Origin of the sequence: Microscilla marina ATCC 23134 (assembly GCF_000169175.1) — a bacterium.
GTDB lineage: Bacteria > Bacteroidota > Bacteroidia > Cytophagales > Microscillaceae > Microscilla > Microscilla marina.
Window position 1 is genome coordinate 199,133 of sequence record NZ_AAWS01000011.1, and the last position, 19,058, is coordinate 218,190.

The window sequence follows — 19,058 nt, forward strand, 5'->3', positions numbered from 1 at the left end:
TCGTTATAACTTTTCGTCTATGCCCTTTGATTTTTTTGAATTGACGGAAAGTGTATGTTTTTCCGTTGGTGAGTGATAGGAACATATAGTTCATTTTTATTATATCAAAGATTAAATCTACCTTGACGATAAGTTAACCTTTGCCACTTACAAGTTATTTTTCGATGCCCCATAATGCTTCACACTCCTGAATAAGCTGATCCAATTTATCTCTTTTATCACGAAGCATTGCGATAATTTTTTTCTGGCTTTTGGCTTGTCTGGGTGCTTTGATACCTATATCTCGCTCCCTTACTTGCTCAGGGCTACTAATGTCCATTTCTTTAGCAAGCGTTGCATAACTGTTGAGCAAAGGTGCAAAGTATATCCTTTCCATCTTGTTTCTTATGATTGAATAAATAGGGTGAAAGCAAGAAGGGACAATCAACGCTCAATTGTTTTTGTCCTTTCTTGCTTAGAGTTTAGTGGAGGATTTGCTTAATTGCTCAGATTTGCTCGTCTGCCTCCCTGAGCTTTCTTTTTTTGAACTCTTCATAAGTTTCCACGGTAAGGTTGAACGCCTTGAAAGCACTTTTCAAAAACTCGTATCTTCCCTTGAGTGATTTGGTAACCATCATCATCTTGATGTTATACAAATGCACACTAAATTGTTTTTTCTCAGAGAGTGGCATTTGCTCAAAGTGTTTTTGCTCTTTTGGTGTGGCTTTACGAAAAGTGACTTCAATTTTTTCTTTATGATCTATGGTAATGATACGCACCCGTGAAGGAATTGTAGACAATGTTTGCTTTGTCATTGGTTATCTTGTCAAAGAATAAATATTTATCGTTGCTTTTTGTCTACCGAATGATTACAAGGGAGAGTGGAAAGAGCAACATTGTTGCTCCTTCCAGAGGTTACACTATCTGAGAAGTTGCTTAATTTCTGAGATGTGTGCCTTTGCCCTTTGTAAAGTATCTTTCTTAAATACCTTGTAGCTTTCAGTATTGACTCCCATCTGCTGATAGCTTTTTTTCTTTTGTTTGTATAAGCGAGCTAATCTGCAACCATTCATTTGTCTGAGTTGGTGGAGATAATAGTTTATTTTTTGTTTCTCCTGCTTATCCAGTTTTTCGTAGAAGGTTTTTTTCTCTTTTTTGGAAGCAAAGCAATAATTAATCGTAAGTCTTTTACTCCGAAACCCCACAATGCTTGCCTTACGTGGGATTGTGCTAAACTTTTTAAAACGCATTGGTCTAAACCAGTAATAAATAAAGCAATTTATCCATAGAAGAAGTCAGCCATTTTTCTTCTCCCTTGGATAACTTTATAATACAGGTACAACCTTTAGTCTCAAGCCTAAGTAGGTTGTTTATTAAGGCAGATTGCAAAAAGATGATATAATATTTTTAGCTAGTTTTCCTTCCTGAAAATCAAAATTAAAAACGAAGAAAAGTTATATATTTTACCAAAGTTTTTACCTCAAAAATACTTATCTTATTGCAACACTTCCCTGGTACCCAACGAGATAAAAAAAGAAAGGAAAAATAAATTATATGAAGTAATAAGAACGAATGAGCGAAATGTAACGAAGTGAAATGTAGTAAATGAGTAAGTATTACTTCATATAATTATTGAATAAAGAAAAGAGTTGTAACTCTCTGATAATCATAGACTATGTAAGGGCACTAAGGGATAGTCAAAAACATAGGGTAAAGAGTAGTCAAAACATCATTAAAACATATTCAAAAACATACAGACTTATGAATACTAATAAAGTAAATACAGATGCTCCTGAGCACATCTTTTTTCAGCAAATACTTTCACAGCGATGGGAATGGATGCTTTCTTTAGATACTACTATTCGGTTAGGGTATACCAAAGCCGAATTTCTGAGCAATTTTATCTTCGAATGGATGGAAAAATGGGTGAGTTATATTGAGGCACAACGTGATCAAGTAGAGCGTTATTCTACTGAGTATGCTGTGTGGATGGAAAAGCGAGGCTTTACCTTCAAGGAGTATTTGAGTTTGTTCAGTGCTCGCATCGCCGCTGATGCCCACGACTGGTATCCTATTTTTGAAGTGTTGATGATCGATCAAGAGGAACATCGTAAAGCTCTTACACAAGGTTTTGATCCTACGGAAAAAGATTACCTGTTGCTGTTGTCACAACTAAATAATTGCCCACCTACTCATTTTTTTAACCGAGAGTTTCCCGCAGAAATTCCCCTAAATGAACTAGCAAAACATGCATATGTAGTAGGAAATACTGGTAGCGGAAAAAGTGAACTGATGAAATCACTCTTCTATCATTTGCAAAAACAAACCTACACTACGGGAAACAAAGCCAGTTTGATTTTGATGGAACCACATGGAGAGTTGGCTCAAGATATGCGCGATTTTTACCTCAACAAAGAGCAACGCCATCGTTTGATTTATATTGATCCATTTTATGAAGAAGGCTTTACCCCTGTGCTCAATCCTTTTGATATACCCAATGAGGAACGGCAAAATGAACCACTCATCGATTTGTATAGTCAGAATATTGCCAAGGCATTTTCGGAACTGATTGAAGGCAGTAGCCTGTCTCCCCAAATGGAAGCGGTACTCATTCCTTGTATTGCCACCTTATTGCGTAAAGAAGGGAGCAGCCTTGCGGAGTTGCAACGGTTTATGAACGATGAAGAAAACGATGATTTGATCAAACTTGGCTTGCAAAGCCCTAATCCTATACACAAAAATTTATTCAAATCAGCTTTCAGAAAAGGATCGGGCTATCAAACTACCAAACAGTCTATTTATACAAAGCTGTTGAAGCTATTAGGCACTACCACATTTTTTGAGTTTACCTGTGGGCGAAGTACTTTGGACCTAGCAAAAGCGACTGACGAGGGGAAAATTATCTTGTTCAATCTGTCGCAGGGTAAAATTGGGGAAGATAGCTCACAAGCTATTGGACGATTACTGATTGCCATGATTAAAAACGTAGCTCTACGAAGAGAGTATCAAGCCAAAAACGAACGAATCCCTACCTTTGTTTTTATCGACGAGTGCCAAAATTATCTCTCCCCTAGTATTGAAAAAATACTGACCGAAGCCCGAAAGTATAAGGTGTTCTTGTTGATGGCCAATCAGAACTTAGCCCAAATTGAAGATAGCCGTTTAAAAGATGCTATTTTTTCTAATACCAAAGTAAAAATAGCAGGAAGTAACTCTCCTAAAACCTTAAAAGTGATGGCGCAAGAAATGCAAACCTCCTTAGACATATTACAAGACATGCGTAAATATCATTTCTGTGCTAAGGTGGATGACTCTCCTGCATTTGTGTTTCGTTCACCCAGTTTTTTGGCTACCAATGAAGCCAAATTTTCATTGTCACACGCTGATCAAATGGGCTTGAAACAATACTTGCTTGACCAAGGGTATTATCGTACCAAGGTATTATTGAAAAAAGAGGATGCGACAACAGAAGCTGCAAATAGTTCTGAAACCCCTACAAATAGCCAAGAACAACCTCCTCTACCCAAGTATTCGTTAAGAAAGAAAACAACAAATGGTGAAGGCAATGATCCTAATCCAGCCCCTAAATACTCATTCCGAAAATCAAAAAACTAACAGCAATGAACAACATCAAAATAAAGAAGACGAAAAGTAATTACTACAAGGCTCTGACAGTATCGCAAACCAAGATTTTGGAATCACTGGCGATTTACAAGTTTCTGACCAGTTCGCAAATGGTGACCCTGGAGGTGATGACTCACGAAAAAAACATTAATACCCAAATTCGGTTTTTGCGGGGCTTGCCCAAACCACTAATGGACAGCGAAAATTTTGGCTCGATCCCCAAAATTGGGAGGTTAGAAAGCATTCATTTTTTGACCAAAAAAGGCAAACAGTTGTTGATTGAAGAGTTGGGTTACTCCCCAGAAGATATACGACTACCTACTAACAACAATTCGTTGTTTTATCAAGACTACTTCCACCGAAAATATACCATCGACTGCCATATCAGGGCAAGTAATTGGGCAAAGGAAAGTGGGATAGAAGTACTGTTTTTTGATCGCTATTTTGATAAGGTAGGCAACAACCGAATAGATAAAAATATGCGTGCTAAAACCAAGATCAACCTTAAAAACAAACAATACCTCATTGCCGATGGGGTATTAATGATTTTACTACCTGATGGTGCACAAGAGCTGTATTGCTTAGAAATGTATGACGGTAAAGATACGCTCCGCACCCTGAAACAACTCAAAAAACACGTAGAAGCCATTGAGATTGGAAGCGTGAGTGAGCAGTATGGGTTGCCCTATGCCCATCGGGTGCTCTGTGTTTTTGAGCATGAAGGTTTGCAAAAAGCAGTGATCAAACGAGCCAATCAGGAAAGCGAGTTTACTAACGTCAAAGAGTTCTTTTTGACCAAAACACTGCAAAGTGTATTGGAGCAGCCTTTTGACAAGGGATGGGTGAATTTGTTGGGGGAGGAAGTGGGGGTGTATTGAGAGGGGAGATTTTCTATTCTTTCAGGTAGGAAAGATTGACTTTTGATAGTTAAGTTTGGAGAGTAAGTTCAAGCTGTACTCTCCAAAATATTCAAACAATATCATTTAGCAGATAAGTTTTAAAATCACCTCAGATGTCAATGTTTAAGATTATGTTAATCTATTAATTTCAACTTGTAAACCTGCTAATAAGTTATCTAAAACGCACTGTTGTAATACAAAGTGTAAATCTTTTACTTGGCTTGGCTTCTGACTTTCCAGATCGGCCTTTAAATAATCTACTAATTTATCTTTGGTTATGGGCATAGATAATTTTAGATGATGGTAATTATGCCTGTAAACCCTAATTCTTTCAAGTGCATGCACTAGACTTGGATATTGTGGAGTTATTGTATCCCTGTAGTATTTTTTATCAGGTTTTCCATAAACTTCAATACTTTCAACAAAGCATTGAAAACAAGTGTTTATAAAGTTCTCAAACTTTAATTCAGTATCACAAACTTCAACCCTCGAGAATTTGCTACTTTCAGGAAATGAGAATTTCCCAAATAGAGAAGGTTGTCCTGCATTATCTATTAAATCTACCAGCAACTGAAAATCTTTAATTATATAATCTATTCGTTTAGGTAGCCATAGCTCACGCTGATCAGGTGTTATTACACGCAAAATCGTTTTTCGGCCTTCTTTTTTTGCTAACTCTAGGCCTATATGTTTTTCAACCACTGGGATTGTTATCTTAGGCATATTGTGAGAGTCATATTTCAAAAGACCATAACCCATTAAGTGCTTGGTAAATTCTGGTTCTGTTGAAAATTCTATAAAATCTCTAATTTCTCCACTAGAAAGCATTTCTAACATAGTGTATTCATCTGGGTAAAAATCTGAAAGTTCCGCAACAACATGACCACTGTAATAAGATAGGTCTAAATCTCTTCGTTCTTGACTCTTTATTAAATCGTTGTCAGATATTGTAATGGGCTTATGGATAGCTTGATCTGTATAATCTTTATTAATCCAACTACATGATTTTCTTGTGAGGTGAGGATGTCCACCATATTGAGTATATAAATAATTTAAGGCTGTATCTGTAAAATCCAATCCTATCTTTTTGCCTAATGATGAAACCATGAGTTTCATTTCTGATTTTGTAAAACCTGTCAGATAATCAGGCGATACTATCCCAAATAATGGGTTTTGGACTCCTTTAACTCTATTTGTGTCTAATACATTTGGGTTTAGGCCCGCTATAAAAAAAACTAAGTTTCTGTGCTCACTTTGACAAGACCATATCGTTTGCCAGAAATCGATGTAATCATCAATCCAATGCTCTTCTTTTTCATTCAGAAAAGATATATACTCTATTTCATCGAAGATTAGCGCTACCCTGTTGTTATCTTCTAATTCGGCAACTTTTTTTATAAGGTTGCTAAATGTAGTTGCAATTTTCTTTTCTGTGTATTTCTTAGATTTAGCAGCGATTTTTATTCCAGTTCTGTCAGATATAGTGTTACAAATCTCGCCTAAAAATTCGTTCCACCTTAATTTTTTTATTGAGGGGTTTTTGCAATCGAAAAATAAAATCACTCCCTTTTTCTCAAATTCAACAGTCCTTTTAAGTTTATACAAGAAGGAAGTCTTACCTGTTTTTCTTAAACCAAATAACCCTCTGTTTTCGGACTTTTTAACCGCATCATAATAGGTTGTAAGTAATCTTTCCCGTCCAAAAAAATAGGCATCTTCTTTTAGGGGGAGGGAAAAGTCGAATAAGTCTCTCTGGTAAAATTGTTCACTTATTTTGTTATTTATATAATTAGAAATTCTAGCGTTTTGTCTTAGTTCACTAGCTGAAAAAGCAATTATTATTCTTGGCTCACGTGATCTTTGGCTTGAGCTGTAATTTTTAAGCCACTTGTGTACATCTGTACTCTCTGAAATTAATATGTATACAAGTGTCTCAACCCTTCCTTTGGCAGGGTATCCTTCATAAACTTCCTCCACAGCCTGAATAGTTCTAGCTGCCATTTCATTATGTGGTGAATAGATTAGGAGTAATTCTAAATTAAACCCAAACTTTTCTTTTGTATTTTCTTCAGGACTTAAAAAAAACTCAAATAATTCTGTTTTGGATTGCTTTCGAAAAAATTGTCTCTTAGCACCTCTTGTTACAAAAAAACTTTTCAAAAATGGTGTTAGTAACTCTTCATGTTGTGGAAAATCTTTTAAATGCTTATTTCTTACTTCTGGTCGAATGATTCCCATAAATGATGAAATTATTGTTATAATTGCAATTAATATACTTAATATAATTTACATTATAACTAAACATTCAAGGATTTATGGGAGTTTATAATAATATGTTTAAATATTAGCAAGATATTTAAACATTCATTAGCGACTTAACTACCCCCCAACCCAGGAAACCTCACATACAACCTCTTAATCAAGGCTTTATCTCCCACATAAATTTTTCCCGTAGGTTGAGGGTCATGCGTTTTGTAGCGTTTAAATTGCCAGTAGTATAGCCCTAGTTGGGTAGTGAGCCAGGTACATTGCCATTGTTGAGGGGCTACTTTTTTTAGGGGAATGAGTTTTACTGGTTCTCGTTCATAGTTTTCTATCTGGATGAACATTTGGGCGGTGTCAGGCAGCAGAGTAGCTGCTTTGACCGTAAACTGAACAGGCTCTTTTACAGGATGCCAGCTAACCATACTAGGCGCTTGTATGGTAACAGGTATAATCCTTTTTTTACTGTTAGCACTCTTGCTTCTTACTGCCTTACCATTGTATTGCAAACGTACCCCAATATCCTCAAACCTAGATTTCATGGCAATGTATTTATCAAATATGGCTGATTGTTCTTTTTGGCTCTTGGACACAATCTCCTTTTGAGCTACATGAGGGTTTGAGGGCATAAGCTTTGCCGAATCAGTATGGTATTTTTCTTTTTGCTCATTGGTTATCAATGGCTTTTTCAAAGTATCTGTTTGTGTAGAATCTACTTTTTTATGAGTAATGGTGTTTTGTGGAGATTTGTTGCTAGTGCCCTTGAAATATAACTGCCACAAAAAGAATAACCCAACAGCAAAAAGAACTACTGCGGCTATTCGGGCATACGTAGGTATTTGCAGGGTAGTACTTTGAGGATTGCCCAGTGCTTGGGTGCAGGCAATTACTCTTTCAAATTCAGCAGGGTTGTCTTTAAGGTATTGCAGTAGTGGTTTGGGCAGGTGGTGTTCTTTTTGGTATACAAAGCATTCTGCCAAAAAACGGATAGTTATATCAGATGCACCTTCTTCAGGAATACTTTCATAGAGTTGTTTGCCCAAGACGTGAATTTCTGCTTGGTTAAGGTCTTTGATTAGTTTTTGTGAAGAACGAAGGTTATATAGATTGTTTTTCATATAAATTTTAAGTTACGTAGTTGATCGTTTTACATAGTCACGGCTATCTTGAGTAAAGCCAGTCTTTAATTTTTTTGTACCAAGTATTCCTGTGCTTCTCAAATTTGTCCTTGCGATACCAATTATTAATGTCATCTTTTCTTAAGCCAAATAAGCCATTGATAGCTTTAATAAATTGCCCACCCCGTATATCATCCTCAGGAGTATTTTGAATGAGCATCCGCAAGCTTGCTATTGTATCTTTATTCACAGGTCTTTTACTTACCTCAGCTAATAATTCGGGGTATTTGAGTAACCTCATTGGATTTACTCTTACCAAATGAGCAAAAACAGCTTGTTTATCTATTGCCATGCTGCTTTGAAGAAATTGTTCCATGAGTATTTCTTTGTCTAAGTTATATTCAATGTCTATATCGGCTCTTTCCTGTGCCACGTCAAGTGAGTTATACATTTCCTTATAGTAATACACCTTAAACTTTTTTCTCAGGTTAGCTGCTCTTTTCTTCGCAAAATCTTTGAGCAAAATAATGAGTTGTTCCACTGTCTTGGCTTTATCTGCTATAGTCGTGATACCTGGTGTACGAGGTTTACCATTTTTCTTAGGTGGTGGACAACGGTATTCCCCCTTCCAATCCCCATAATAATTATCTGCCTGCAATATTGGATAGCATTTATATATTTTTTCAATCTCTAGAGCTTTTTTACGCATCATTATGTCTAATTTCTGCTCTTGCTCCAACACAGAAAAGTAGACTTTACAGTTCATGCATTGAGGTTGATTACACTCGGCTACAAATGCAACTAAAGCGTCCCATCCTTGTGTCCAAGTGGAGGCCATAAGCAGATCGTTATCGACTACATCAGTCGTGAGCCAAAATATTTCCTTAGGGTTTTGTGGCATAGAATCGGTTAGTTCAGTTCAAGCTTGTACTATCTCCTTATCAAAGCAACCTGGCTGTTTTTGTAAGTTTTGCCCTACTTTTTTTACATTTGACTAAAATTTCCTGATTCACTATACTATTTTATCTTATAAGCTATGAAGAAACTCCTACTTCTGTGTTATCTATGCGTAGTATTTTCTTTCACTACCTATGGTCAGTACCATTACCAAGATGCAAGACTCACCAGCAACTTTTCTTTTAGGGAAGCGCAACAGCTAGTCACAAAAGGCTTGTTTATCCAAGCCATTCCGCATTACCAACAAGCTTTCAAAAACTTCGAGCAAAATAAGCAACCTTTTTCCAAACTCTTTTGCCAAGTGGAAAAAACCTTTTGTTGGATAAAAAGTAGTCAATACAGAAAAGCCCGTGAATTACTCCAAGAACTTGAAAGTAGTACAGTAGCCTACCCGTTGCTTTTGGGTAGAGTACTGGAGTATCAGGCATTACTTTATCAAAGACAAACCAGAAGACGTCTAGACAAAGCATTATGGTGTGCCAATCGTTCATTGGCTTTACGACAAAAGCATTTCAGCACAACTAAACCCAAAGAAGTAATTCGGGCATATTTGCGGGTAGCCTATATATTTTCTAAAAAGCAACGGTACATAGAAGCACTGGAACGTATCAAAAAAGCGGCACAACTGCTTCAGAATCACTATTCTATCTATTTAGATGCATTGATGCACCATATCCAGGGACTTTGTTATGCTAATATGGCCCGGCTGCTTACTAAGGGGGATCAAAAAAAGCATAAATTCAGCCGTACAAAAGGGATCAAAATCTATAAAAGAGCCTTAGAGTTATATAAGAAAGCATTGACACCTACTCACCCTAAAGTTGGCATCATGTGGGGAAATATTGGAAGTGGTTGGCAAATGCGTCATGCAGAGGTACATGACTCGCTTCGTAAAGTATCTGCTTTTGGGGGTAATCTTTCGTTAATCAACAAAGCTTGCAACCCACTTATTGATAGTGCTTTTCAGTCTATCCTGAAAGGAGTGAATATTTTGGAAACAAATGCGGTGAATAGCAGGTTTCCATTGGCATATTTTAGTTGGTATGCAGGACTTGTGCAGGGGCGTACAATTCGCCCAAACTTTGCTCATGGTATCAGCTTGTACCAAAAGGCATTAGTACATGTTATGCCTGGAGTTTATTCTACAGATATTTTTGCACCACCCAACCTCGTTAAACTGGCATTACAGGAAAATGTGGATGATCTTATTCTCTCTATTTTATGCAGCAAAGCAGATTATTTAGTAAAGCACTATGCAAAGTCACCACAAACTCGTCGAAAATACTTGGATTTGGCCTGGCAAAGCCTTGAAATGCTTGAAAAATTATTGGAAAAAATCTCTGTAAACACTGTACTTGAAAGGGATCAATTGCTTTTAAGCCAAAACATATCTTCCTACCTTAACATAAGAACTCGTGCTTTTCAGCAATATCAACAGATTTTACCTAAAGACACGCTACAACAAATGGGTGAGCGTGTGCTGAGAGTCATTGAAAAACGTAAAAAAGAAGCACTTTGGAAAAATATCTATAGTAAAGTGCTCAGAAGGAAAGCGCTTCTACCCGTTGAGAATCAAAAAAAAGCAGTGTTTTTACAGCAACAAGCTGTCTTTCAGGCACGCCAAGTAGCTCTATCCACACCAGGCACGTTGGAAAGATTACAGGCAATGGATAGTGTCAGTAAATATCGCACCTTACTTGCTGACCATGAAGAATACCTTAGGCAAAACTATCCCGCATATCGTCGGTTAATTAGCCAAACGACTCATCTATCACTTACTAAAATTCAACAACAGTTGCTCCCTCATCAGGCACTGGTTTCGTATACCTCAAACCTTCATTTAGTATTTGTGACTACTAAAAACACCTTAACCTTCAAAAACCTCACGCCTGGGTTTGAATACATAAGGGAGCACGACAAAGAGCTAAGAAAAAAATTTAATGCATTCAACAACAGCCTCACAAATACCCAAAAAGGACGAGAGCGAATGACGAGAAATTGGGCAAAAACGAGTCATCAACTTTACCAATTGATTTTTAAGCCAGTAGCAAAAATGCTTCCCCAAAATATTACGTCACTCATAATCTTACCCTCACAAAGTCAGTATGAGGCGATTCCTTTTGAAGCGTTATTACAGGCTTATGATACCACTCAAAAAGCACAAGCCAACATCAAGCAATATTCTTTGATCAATCGTTACACCATTGCATACGCACCTTCTTTATCCTATCTTCAGCCTCAACAAAACAAGACATCTCAAAGGCAAAAGAGTGACTTGGTTGCTCAGTTTCTGGCACCCATACACTTTGGCAAGTCACAAAAAGCGGCATCCAATCGAGGGCAGATGCAAAAGATTCGTAAACTACGCCACTTTAGCAAAGTAGCAAGTCTGGATAGCCTGCCTCACACCGAACGAGAAATACAAAAGTGCCAGGAAGTATTAGCGAGAAAATATGGGGCAAAAAGAATAAAAACCTGGAAAGGGGCACGTGCTACCGAAAGCAGATTGAAAACCAGCCTCCACCAACCAACACGAATTGTTCACTTGGCTACCCATGCGGTTTCTTCTACGTTAAGTTTTGAGTTGAGTAAGTTATTCTTGTACCCAGAATCTTCCAAAATAGATTCTTTGGATGGTATTTCCTACTATGGCGATATTGCGGGAATGCGAAAGGCTACTGCTAATCTGGTAGTGTTGAGTGCTTGCGAAACAGGAGTAGGGCTAGATATTGGAGTTGAAGGCATGTTGTCTTTGCATAGGGCATTTCTTCAAATGGGAGTACCCAAAGTGGTTCATACCCAATGGGCAGTTCACGACGAAGCCACCGCCGAACTGATGATCAAGTTTTATGAATACCTGTCCCAAGGCCACAAGGAAGCCGAAGCACTTAGTCTTGCCAAGCGGTATTTGCTACACAATAAAATCAAATCCAAAGGACAAACGTATGCCACCTATCCGCCTTACTACTGGGCTGCTTTTAGGCTTACGCAGCAAGTTTTTGATTGAGTATAGGTTTACTCTTGCGATCTAATGATTATCAGGCAAGCTATTGTGTATCAATGGTTTGCCTGTTTTTTTTATTTACTACACTAATTTTTTTGACTTTTTTGTCAAAAATTTACAAAAATGGAAGCTTGGTTTTGATAGGTACATGAAAACAATGGTGAGACTTCATAACTCAACCTGTACCTATGGTAAAAAACGAAACCTAAATGTATGTTTGGATAACACACTGATTAGATGAGTGTGGCATCTCCAGAAGGAAAACTGTAGGAGAAACCAATCATGAAATCATCTATTTTAACTACAAAATATCTTAACAAATGAAATTATTTTTGAAAATGGGGTTATTGGCTGTTGTTCTACTCACTTTAGAGAGTTGTTCTAATACTGAAGTAGTAAAGCCAACCAAATCAAACCTACAAAACATCAACCATCAGTTAAAAAGTAGTGTACTTGATGCACAAACCTCTAACAATATACCGAGTAAATTTTATCGGGTAAACCCTGTTTATAAAGATGCTTATGTACATCTACGGCAGGGATATAATGAATGCTCTTGGGCCTCGTATGTCTTAACAACTGGAGCCATTGCAAGAGCCAAAGGCAGGGATTATGAAGTAACTCAAAATAAAATATCAAGAGTAAAAGATAAATGTAAAGAAAAATGCCATTCTTCACCGGACCCTTTTTGTGGTGCTTATATTACAGACTTGGAGTGGTTTGCCCAAACTTGGGATTACACAAACGTATCTAAGAACCGTGTCTCGTGCTCTAATAATGAAAGTGGTCGCTTTTCTATGGTAAAAAACATGCTTAATCATATAGAAACGAAACAAACACCATTTATTGCAATTGGGTCTACATTTCAAAGTAATGGAAAGCGAATTGGGCATTATTATATTATATGGTCTATTGATTGGAAACGTGGAGGTAGAGGCTCTACTATATACTATACCGACCCTCTTGATGATGTAAAGCCTCATTTTAACAATCAGATTAAAGCAGAAAGTTTTTCTACATTCTTAGATAAAATGGCAGGTCACTACCCTTCACCAAAAGTTTATAATGTACTGTTTTTGTGGTAATTAGCCTTTACAATACATTATGAATAGGCATATATATTATGCCTATTCCTTTTTATTATTTAAATTTCATCTATGAAGAAAGTATGATTAATTATCGTGATGATAATAAGTTTATTCATGTGATATTTTATTGTGAAACTATTGAATGAGAAAGAACCAATTGAAGTAATTAAAACAGAAACAATGTTTATGGCACAACCTCTTACTGATGAACAATTTGAACAAGGCATATCAGAAAACGCTCACTTTGAATACACGACATACGCAGTACCTAAGCGATGATTAGAGTTTTCACTACATCAACCAGTGAAAGTTGTTTGAAGAGAACAAAACAAACATTCAGTCATCTATGATAATGATAAAAAAGTGATCAAAATTTTTTCTTCGTGGTTGAGAGACCGTGAACCATTAGTGACCATTCAAAAATTAGACTCAACAAACAATGATTTCTTACCTTGTGACAACAATTATCATTCCTTACACCTCAATGAGTTTATTAATCAAGATACTGGAATAAAAAGTATTGAAAGTAATTGTGATAAAAATGAATACCATATCATGACTATTCGATGAGATAGCTTTCTTTATAAAGATGAAGCTTGGGGAGATGGTGCCCCTTTTGATATATGAGCAAACTCGTTCATTGATAGTAGCAGCATTAAGTTTTACGAAATAACTGAGTAAATTATTTAACGAAAACCACAGGAGGTACACAAACATCAGTGAAACGTTGATTGTGTACTTTTTTTTCAAAAAAAAGCGCAAAAATCTACAAAAACAAGAGCCAATAATTGACTAGGGTATAAATGCTCTCATTCAATCAAATAGTTCTTGTTTATGAAAAATATTACACTACCCACATTTTTAGCTTTATTCTTTTTGCTATCGCTCCAATCTCTGGTTTGGGGGCAAAGCTTTGAAATTAAGAATAGCCCTACAAGTATTAATTACTCAGATGGGGTATACATCTATTCGCAAACTGTGCCCACCACAGGTACTCGTTGGTGGAGGGCACAAATGGAAAATGTTGGCAGCGATGTGAAGGTAACCCTTGCCCCTTCATCTGGCATGGGGAATAGGTGCAAGATTAAGGTTGTTTTGCTCAGAAAGGACGTAGTACCCTCTCAACAAATAGCTAATCTTAGCTACAACTGTAGATTTTCCAACATCTCATTTGATATTCCAGCAAATCATTTACCTGCTACAGGCAATACTATCAATTATGCATTGGTTATTGAGCCAGTAGGTTATGCTTGTGATAATGGTGAACGTTGTGTAGGAGCAGACGGTGTAAACTCTGCAAACAGTGCTTTCAATCGCCATATAATTGCAGATTTCGAGGTTACGAAAATACCTAAGCCCCCTGTTCCCACAAATATTCAAGCAAGTGATGGTAATCATTGTGATAAAGTAAGAATAACCTGGGATGCTGCCAGTGGAGCTGAAGAATACTTGGTTTATCGTGGAAGTGTTTATCTAGGCAAGACTACTGCCACTAGCTATGATGATTACGGGGCTTCAACATCGGTTGCAACATTCAGAGTAAGGGCTCGCAATGGGTCAGGTACCAGTAACTTTGGTAGCGATAGTGGGTATAAAGCAAGTATTCCAAGTGCACCTGCCAGTGTTATAGCATCTGATGGTACCTATAACAACCTCATTAAAATTACTTGGAGTAAATCATTTGGAGCAACTCGATATATTGTATTGCGTAACGGTAATTTGATTGGTGATGTAGGAGAAAATGTAACAGAAATTAATGATTATACTCCACAGGCATCAGCCAATACTTTGTATGGTTATGAAGTGTTTGCTGTGAATGATTGTGGCATATCCAGTGCTCGTATTGATGGTGGCTACCGTTGCTCTAACTATTCCTTTGAAGTTGGCTTGCAAACCAATACCCCCCTGATTAAAGCCCATCGAAAAAACATCCATGCTACCATTAAGAATAATGGTACAGAAGATTTTTCTGGAACTTTATATCTTTCCTGGCATCAGGGAAATGGCGTTTTTATAGATGACTTGGATAGAAAAACCATTACTTTAAAGCCAGGAGAAGAAGTAACGCTACAATCAGACAACAAGCCTATTATTTCCAACGCAGGTGATTACAACGTGTTGGTAAAATATCGAGACCCTGATGCGTATGGAGCATGTGCCAATTTAACAACCATCACCAACCAAGATGTACGGGTGAAAGGTAAAGTATATACTACCAGTTTGCCTACTGATGTTAATGGTGATCCAATCAATATGCTGACCGGGGAGTTTCTTTGGGGACATAACGATTTTTTGATAAATACCATAGAAGGTGCAATCCCTTTTCAACGCACCTATAAATCAAGGGCTGATTATAAGAGCGGATTTGGGCATAAATGGACTCACAGCTTCAATATTTATCTTGAGATTGAAAGTGATCTTTGGACACTGCATGAAAGTGATGGAAACGAAATGTATTTTGTTCCTGATGGTAGTGGAGGTTCACAAGCCAGACCATTATTCAGTACAGATACACTCTATGTTCAAAGTTTTGTCTATTACCTGAAAAAGAAAGATGGAACTACCTATAAGTTTAATCACCTCGGCGATTTATTGGAGATCAAGTTTCCTTCAGGCAATGCCTTTTACTTTGGCTATGGCACAGCAAGTAATGGAACTAATCGGCTTGAAAATATCATCTTTCCACAAGGGCGAAATTTAACCTTGGTGTATGACGTACTTGATAGAATCATTCAGGTAAAAGACAATGCTGGACGAAGCACTTTTTACCAATACAATAGCAGTGATTATTTGACACAAGCTACCAATGTACGTGGAGGTCATGTACGCTACTACTATGATACCAATGCACAATTGGTGACTATCAAGGATGCCAGAGGGAACACCGCAGTATTTAATACATACAATAGTGATGGTCAGGTAGTAGCACAATTAGATGCGTATAATAAAACGTCTACTATCGCTTACGATAACCCTGTGGAGAATGCAACTACTTTTACCAATCCTTTGGGGTACAAAACTATCTACTATCACGATGCTTATTATCGTCTAACGAGGATAGAGAACCACTTGGGTAAAAGTAGAGCAATTGCCTACGATGGCTTCTCGTACCGTCCTAAAATAATCAGTGATGAAAATAACGATAGTACCCAGTTTGCTTATGATGCAAAGGGTAATATCACCCAGGTGATAAATGCTTTGGGCAGCTCTACAAGCATTGCGTATAATAGTGCCAATTATCCCGTCTCCGTCACCAATTCTTTGAGTCACTCGGTAAACATTACTTACAATAGTAACAATAAACCAACCCAAATTGACTTCCCTAACAATAGTAATATTAAGATAGGCTACTTTGGGAATGGCTTACCTTCTTTCATTACCAACCAAAATCATCAAACCTATTCTTTTCTCTACAATAGCTATGGCGACATGCAAGAACTAGACACCCCTACGGGAAGTTATGTGATGCAGTACGATAATGCAGGTAAAATCATTTCTGTGCGGGATAGAAATGGTAAAACTACCCTTATAGAAACAGATAACTATGATAATGTAACTAAAATTACAGACCCTCTCAACCAAACAATTCAGCGGGTATTTAATGAGAATGGTTATTTAACTGAGCAAAAGGATAAGAACAGGAACGCTACTTTTTTTGAATATGATAAAAGAAACTTGTTGACGAAAATTATTGATGCCAATGCTAATGAAACCTTGTTTAGTTATGATAATTTGGGGCGTTTAACAAAAATTACTGATGCAGAGGGCCATCATATTACCTATGGATACGATGAGTTGAACCGCTTAATTGGTATCACTAATCATCTGGGAGTAGTGGTTCAAACCTTTGGTTATGATGGTGTTGGAAACAGGACCTGGGCAAAAGATACACGGGGAAAAGGGAACGCTTTCACGTATAATAAGCTACGGCAGTTACTTACTGTTACCAATGAATTTGGGCATACCGATTCTTTGAGCTATAATACATTAGGACAAGTAACTGCTGTCAAAAATGCGAAAGGGCAAACAACCACTTTTACCTATGATGTAATGGGTTGGCTTGCTACAGTAACTGACCCTATGAACGGTATGGTGACTTATACCAGAAATAACTTGGGAAACATCACCAATATCAATGATGCCAACGGTAAGAATACCCAAATTACTTATAATACCCAGAACCTGCCCCAACTGATAACATATCCAGGAAGTATTCCTTACAAGCGATCATTTGTCTATGATAAAGAAGGTTTTCTTTCTTCTTATACTGATGAAGATGGCATTACAGCTACAATTACCCGAAATGATAATTACCAGGCTACCAATGTTGTTTATTCTAATGGCAAGAATGAGAGCTTTGTCTGGGATGCTAATGGATGGCTCACCAGTGCCACTAATAGTCAAGGCACCACCAGTTTCACCTATGATCAGGTAGGCAATGTCACCCAAATAAATGACGTATTTGGTCAAGACATTGAGTACACCTACGACAAGGTCTATAACCGAACATCAATAACTTATCCTGGCGGATCACTTGCCTTGCCCCATACAGTAACTACCATTTACAATGAACTCAACCTTTCCACCCAAACCGCCGACTGGTTGGGTAATTATGCCAAAAGGTTTTACAATGACAATTACCAGTTAGACTCTGTTTATAACTCCAATGGCTCATCTATAAAAATTACTTATGACGATCTACAACGCATTACAAGTTATGCGAATCGGGAGGCAAACGGAGCTATTATTAACCAACATCTACTAATCTATGACAAGAACAATCGCATTGTCAAAGACCAATCAATCCTTCCTGAACAACTAACATTGAGTCCTACAATAGAGGCTTATACTAGAGGCGATGATGGGAGGCTCAATCAGGCAGGAAGCAAAACATACACACACAATAAACGGGGAGCAAGAACTGCTACTGCTAGTGCAACCACCGAAAGTTTCACTTGGGGAGAAACAGATTTGCTTACCAACTACACGAAGGATGGCATAACAACCAACAATTATTTTGATGCCTTTGGCAACAGGATAAAAAAAGAGAAAACAGGTAATCAAACCCGTTATTTGCTTGACTTGAACAGTGGTTTGCCGCAAGTACTGCAAGAACAAGACAATGCTGGAAATACCAAAGCCAATTACATCTACACCCCAAACGCTCTGGGTTGGAGACTGGACGAAAACAACAAGGCATCTTTTTATGCTTACTCGTTCAATGGACACACCTTGGGGTTGACAAATGAGGCAGGATTACTAACAGATAAATATGCCTATGATCTGTTTGGAGACCATGCAAAACACGTAGGTTCAAGCCCTCAACCTTTTACCTATTTGGGTAAGTTTGGGGTGATGGAAGAATCTAAAGGGTTCTATCATATCCGTGCTCGATTCTATGATGCCAGCAGTGGGGCATTCATTAGCAAAGATTCTTATCCTGCCAGTATTACCAATACCCAGTCGCTGAATCGCTATCATTATGGATTTAATGATCCTTTGACTTTTGTGGATGTGGATGGGTTAAAAGCGAAAAAGATAGCAAGAGGCAAAAATAGCTTATCACGAAAATCTGCCAAAGCCCAAAGCAAAAATAACACCCAAAAAGCGCAGGATATTATATCCCACTATAATCTGAAAGGTTCATTACCTGACTTTCCAGATGAATTACAAGGAGAGCTGGTTTATTTACCAGTGGTTGATGGTGTTGGAGCAATAGTGATAGGAGCCAAGGTCATTGCAGTTGTAGGAGCTAATTATGCGATAGTTGGAGCAAAAGCAGTATTAAGGAAATTTGGAAGAAATACACTTAATGCGGTTAGGAATTATTTTAGAAGAAGGAGTGCAAAGATCTTAGAGCAGGCGGCAAAAGGGAGGGGTAATTTTGATCTAGGAACAAGTAATTCTGATGAAGCTATTAGATTGGGAAAGGAATGGGTAGGAAAAGGTTACACTACAAAAGTTGGTGATAAGGGTGGAACAATTTTAATAAGTAAGAATAAGTTAAGGCAATTTAGATATCCTCAACAAAAACGTTTAGGTAATTATCAAGCAAACTTTGAACGGAGAGATATTCCCCGTAAGAAATGGACCCACAATGGTCATTTAGAAATAATATTTGATTAAA

11 protein-coding genes are annotated in these 19,058 nt (G+C 37.5%); 5 read left to right on the plus strand and 6 right to left on the minus strand.

Annotated elements, in window-relative coordinates; all coding sequences use genetic code 11:
• Nucleotides 1-154 precede the first annotated feature (154 nt).
• From M23134_RS12435 to M23134_RS12445, 3 genes are all read right to left on the minus strand, one after another.
• Nucleotides 155-376, minus strand: a complete 222-nt coding sequence (locus tag M23134_RS12435) for a hypothetical protein (protein WP_002696513.1) — start codon at nt 374-376, stop codon at nt 155-157.
• Between the two features lie 109 nt (nt 377-485).
• Nucleotides 486-794, minus strand: coding sequence for a hypothetical protein (locus M23134_RS12440; protein WP_002696515.1), 309 nt, complete (start codon nt 792-794; stop codon nt 486-488).
• A 105-nt stretch (nt 795-899) separates the two neighbouring features.
• Complete coding sequence (locus M23134_RS12445) at nt 900-1,229, minus strand: hypothetical protein (protein WP_002696517.1); 330 nt, start codon at nt 1,227-1,229, stop codon at nt 900-902.
• Nucleotides 1,230-1,740: 511 nt separating this feature from the next.
• Between M23134_RS12445 and M23134_RS12450 the strand changes: the two genes are divergently transcribed.
• Together M23134_RS12450 and M23134_RS12455 are read left to right on the plus strand one after the other, a co-directional pair.
• Nucleotides 1,741-3,594, plus strand: a complete 1,854-nt coding sequence (locus M23134_RS12450; protein ID WP_002696519.1) for a type IV secretory system conjugative DNA transfer family protein — start codon at nt 1,741-1,743, stop codon at nt 3,592-3,594.
• Nucleotides 3,595-3,599: 5 nt separating this feature from the next.
• Nucleotides 3,600-4,481: a hypothetical protein gene (locus tag M23134_RS12455; RefSeq protein WP_045113463.1), complete on the plus strand. Its 882-nt coding sequence runs from the start codon at nt 3,600-3,602 to the stop codon at nt 4,479-4,481.
• Between the two features lie 150 nt (nt 4,482-4,631).
• Here M23134_RS12455 and M23134_RS12460 read toward each other — a convergent pair whose 3' ends face one another.
• The 3 genes from M23134_RS12460 to M23134_RS12470 form a co-directional block, all read right to left on the minus strand.
• Nucleotides 4,632-6,740 carry an ATP-binding protein gene (locus tag M23134_RS12460; protein ID WP_002696523.1) on the minus strand — a complete coding sequence of 703 codons (2,109 nt, stop codon included), beginning with the start codon at nt 6,738-6,740 and terminating at the stop codon, nt 4,632-4,634.
• 137 nt (nt 6,741-6,877) lie between these two features.
• Complete coding sequence (locus M23134_RS12465; RefSeq protein ID WP_002696524.1) at nt 6,878-7,882, minus strand: hypothetical protein; 1,005 nt, start codon at nt 7,880-7,882, stop codon at nt 6,878-6,880.
• A gap of 43 nt (nt 7,883-7,925) precedes the next feature.
• Nucleotides 7,926-8,783: a hypothetical protein gene (locus M23134_RS12470; RefSeq protein WP_045113464.1), complete on the minus strand. Its 858-nt coding sequence runs from the start codon at nt 8,781-8,783 to the stop codon at nt 7,926-7,928.
• 135 nt (nt 8,784-8,918) lie between these two features.
• Here M23134_RS12470 and M23134_RS12475 point away from each other — a divergent pair, with 135 nt between their 5' ends.
• The 3 genes from M23134_RS12475 to M23134_RS12485 all read left to right on the plus strand — a co-directional run bounded on the left by M23134_RS12475 (nt 8,919) and on the right by M23134_RS12485 (nt 19,057).
• On the plus strand, nt 8,919-11,846 hold the full coding sequence (locus tag M23134_RS12475) for a CHAT domain-containing tetratricopeptide repeat protein (protein ID WP_045113465.1): 2,928 nt from the start codon (nt 8,919-8,921) through the stop codon (nt 11,844-11,846).
• Nucleotides 11,847-12,163: 317 nt separating this feature from the next.
• Complete coding sequence (locus M23134_RS12480) at nt 12,164-12,928, plus strand: hypothetical protein (protein ID WP_002696533.1); 765 nt, start codon at nt 12,164-12,166, stop codon at nt 12,926-12,928.
• Between the two features lie 837 nt (nt 12,929-13,765).
• Entirely contained in the window at nt 13,766-19,057 is a 5,292-nt protein-coding gene (locus M23134_RS12485) for a DUF6531 domain-containing protein (protein WP_002696536.1), read from the plus strand.
• Nucleotide 19,058 lies beyond the last annotated feature (1 nt).

Coding starts and splice junctions, on each gene's coding strand:
- M23134_RS12435 (WP_002696513.1), bottom strand. CDS start 376: ATGGAAAGGATATACTTTGCACCTTTGCTCAACAGTTATGCAACGCTT.
- M23134_RS12440 (WP_002696515.1), bottom strand. CDS start 794: ATGACAAAGCAAACATTGTCTACAATTCCTTCACGGGTGCGTATCATT.
- M23134_RS12445 (WP_002696517.1), bottom strand. CDS start 1,229: ATGCGTTTTAAAAAGTTTAGCACAATCCCACGTAAGGCAAGCATTGTG.
- M23134_RS12450 (WP_002696519.1), top strand. CDS start 1,741: ATGAATACTAATAAAGTAAATACAGATGCTCCTGAGCACATCTTTTTT.
- M23134_RS12455 (WP_045113463.1), top strand. CDS start 3,600: ATGAACAACATCAAAATAAAGAAGACGAAAAGTAATTACTACAAGGCT.
- M23134_RS12460 (WP_002696523.1), bottom strand. CDS start 6,740: ATGGGAATCATTCGACCAGAAGTAAGAAATAAGCATTTAAAAGATTTT.
- M23134_RS12465 (WP_002696524.1), bottom strand. CDS start 7,882: ATGAAAAACAATCTATATAACCTTCGTTCTTCACAAAAACTAATCAAA.
- M23134_RS12470 (WP_045113464.1), bottom strand. CDS start 8,783: ATGCCACAAAACCCTAAGGAAATATTTTGGCTCACGACTGATGTAGTC.
- M23134_RS12475 (WP_045113465.1), top strand. CDS start 8,919: ATGAAGAAACTCCTACTTCTGTGTTATCTATGCGTAGTATTTTCTTTC.
- M23134_RS12480 (WP_002696533.1), top strand. CDS start 12,164: ATGAAATTATTTTTGAAAATGGGGTTATTGGCTGTTGTTCTACTCACT.
- M23134_RS12485 (WP_002696536.1), top strand. CDS start 13,766: ATGAAAAATATTACACTACCCACATTTTTAGCTTTATTCTTTTTGCTA.